Annotated in this window: 2 protein-coding genes and 1 pseudogene; 1 reads left to right on the top strand and 2 read right to left on the bottom strand. The window is 46.1% G+C overall.

Annotated features, from left to right (window positions below; translation table 11 throughout):
- Nucleotides 1-144 precede the first annotated feature (144 nt).
- Together AOQ57_RS08375 and AOQ57_RS08370 are read right to left on the bottom strand one after the other, a co-directional pair.
- Nucleotides 145-762, bottom strand: a pseudogene (locus tag AOQ57_RS08375) (LysR substrate-binding domain-containing protein); the annotation flags it as partial.
- 21 nt (nt 763-783) lie between these two features.
- Nucleotides 784-1,044 carry a LysR family transcriptional regulator gene (locus AOQ57_RS08370; protein ID WP_235789040.1) on the bottom strand — a complete coding sequence of 87 codons (261 nt, stop codon included), beginning with the start codon at nt 1,042-1,044 and terminating at the stop codon, nt 784-786.
- A 129-nt stretch (nt 1,045-1,173) separates the two neighbouring features.
- Here AOQ57_RS08370 and vprA point away from each other — a divergent pair, with 129 nt between their 5' ends.
- Nucleotides 1,174-2,622 carry a vinyl phenol reductase gene (gene vprA / locus AOQ57_RS07960; protein ID WP_093626874.1) on the top strand — a complete coding sequence of 483 codons (1,449 nt, stop codon included), beginning with the start codon at nt 1,174-1,176 and terminating at the stop codon, nt 2,620-2,622.
- Nucleotides 2,623-2,676 lie beyond the last annotated feature (54 nt).

Genomic DNA, 2,676 nt, shown 5'->3' with positions numbered 1-2,676 from the left:
AACGATTATGGGGCACTTCTGCTTTTTGGTTACTGTTAAGGGAGCAAAATCAGAACTAGTAGAGTAATGTTGCTGGCTAATTTTAATATGAAATTAGTGGTGATCGTGTATTTTATCCATTATTTACGAAATAAGGAGGGAAGGTTAGTTGGTCAGGTTAATGATTTTTTCAATTAACCGTTGCTTTGGGCTCGTGCCGCTATAAATGAATTTAATTTGGTAACGCTGGTCAGTTAGCCCTGAAATTGGGAGGTAGCGGATGTGTTCATTATCGGGTAAAAATCGTTTGTATAGTTTGCTAGGGTAAAAGGCCACCGCTTTGTTCATGGCGACCAACATCTGCATTTGCTCAATATTAGCAATCCGCGCACTTCGGATCCCGGTAATAGATTTAGGAACAGTTGCCAAAAAACTATCCCGGAGGTAGTGGGAATCTTCGGAGGTGTAGTAGAGAACGGGAAGCTGGGGAGCGTCAGCAATTGGGAAGGAGTTCGCCTTTTGCCACTGGCTTAGTACGCTAACTCCCATGAGCATCTCTCCTTCAAAAATAGTTTGGCTAACCAGACCATTATTTAATTGATTGAGGCCACTGCCATAATCAAGGACCGTTGCAAGGTCAACCAACCCGGCAGAGACGTCGGCTAAAAGATGGTTAACTCCCTCGTGGGTGATTTTAAGGTCTAACTGGTGCTCGGACGTGGCAATGTAGTCAAACAACTGGTCCCGTAGAAGGGAGCCTTCGAAGGGGGAAAAGTAGCCAACTGTTAGCTGGCGGGCCGCATTTCATTGTTGGTAGCGGAGGTCATTGACGTCGATCTTAAACTTAGCCAGCATGTCAGAAACTTGAAGATAAAACTGGTGACCAACGGGGGTAATTTGAATTTTATTGTGGCTCCGGTTAAAAAGGGTTAACCCAAGCTCATCTTCTAGCCGTTTAATTGATTGTGAGACCGCTCGTTGGGTAACGAATTCTTTTTTAGCGGCTTGCTGAAAACTTCCCGTCTCAACGACATCGCAGAAGCAACTTAATCTTGTGAAATCCATTTTAGTCCCCCCTTAGCCGAACTTCTAAGTTCTAGTGGCGTAATAAGTTGTCAGTTTAAAAATAGCACGTTCCTTCTTACAATGGGAGACAAATCAGTAATGTAAGCGATATAAAAAGGAGTAATCACGATGACAATTGCTAAGCAAAGAAAATATGATGTCGTAGTTGTTGGTTCTGGTGCTGCGGGTGAAGCCGCCGCTTTAACAGCCGCTGAAAATGGTAATCGAGTTTTGATGCTTGAAAAGGGGCGGACAACTGGGGGAAGTGCCAATTACAGCGAAGGAATCTTTGCGGTTGGTTCCTACCTCCAAAAGGAAAAGGGAATTAACGTTTCCGGGACTGCGGTCCTTAAAGAAGAAGTTGAATACTCTAAGTACAAGGCAGACGCCCGAATTTGGCGAAAGTACGTTGATTCAAGTGCCGAGAACGTTCAGTGGCTTAGTGATGAAGGGGTTGTTTTCGAGCGGGTTCAAGCAATGGGAGCCGGTGAAGCTACCTGGCACATTTACAAGGGTTTTGGTTATGGAGCCATTCACACCTTGGAACCAAAATTTCTCAAGTTGGGTGGTGAATTACTAACTTCAACGTCCGCAATCGATTTAAAACTTGGTGATAATAAAACGGTTACCTTGCGAAACGAGGCCACTGGTGAAACGGAGGATGTTCAGGCTAAAGTGGTAATCCTCGCGGCAGGTGGTTACTTAAATAACCAGGAAATGCTTGCCAAGGAAACCAACTACGATCTTTCCCGCCTGGTTCCGGTATCTAGTGGGAAGGGGACCGGTGATGGCCTGCGCCTGGGCTGGGGTGTTGGGGGACGTAAGTACGGAACGGGGATGGCAATGCTGTTTGGCGGTTACCTCAAGGACCCGGATGAACCATCCTTCAAAATGATGGAAAGTCAGATGAACACTGCGGCCGGTCAACAACCACTCCTGTGGGTTAACCAAGATGGAGAACGTTTTGTTGATGAATCGGTTATTTACAACTTTAGTTACGCCGGCAACGCGCTTTATGGTCAAAATGAGGTTTACAGTATTCTTGACACGAGTGTGATCAAGAAGATGGCAACTGAGGGGAATTACATGGGCCTGGGGGTTTACGTTGAACGTGGCCAAATCATGGATAAACTTGAAGATGAGATTGCTGAAGCGGTGGCGGCTAACAAGCCCTTCATCTTCAAGGCCGACAGTATTGAAAAATTAGCCAATCAGATGGGGGTCCCAGCGGGTAAGTTAGTGGCGACGGTCAGCCAGTACAATAACTACGCTGCCAACGGGGTAGACAATCAATTTGGTAAGGATGCTAAGTACCTTGCTCCAGTTCAGGAGGGGCCTTACTATGGTTTTAAGCTCAATATTGGTGCCTTTTGCACCATGGGTGGTTTACGGGTTAACACCGCCAATGAGGTTGAAGATAATAATGGAAGGGTAATCCAAGGTGTCTACGCGGCTGGAAATGATGCAGCCGGCTTGACCGGTGACACATATGGTCCGAACATGCCTGGAACTTGTGCCGGTTATGCCTTTTACTCCGGTCGCAATGCCGCTCAAGACGCCCAAAAGTATCTAAAATAGTTAAAGAAGCTCTAAAAAAAGTGCCCCATAATTGTTAGGTCAACTACGCACCGA

Source organism: Limosilactobacillus gorillae, assembly GCF_001293735.1.
GTDB lineage: Bacteria > Bacillota > Bacilli > Lactobacillales > Lactobacillaceae > Limosilactobacillus > Limosilactobacillus gorillae.
The sequence above is the reverse complement of the archived record's forward strand: the minus strand, read 5'-3'. Positions and strand labels throughout refer to the sequence as shown.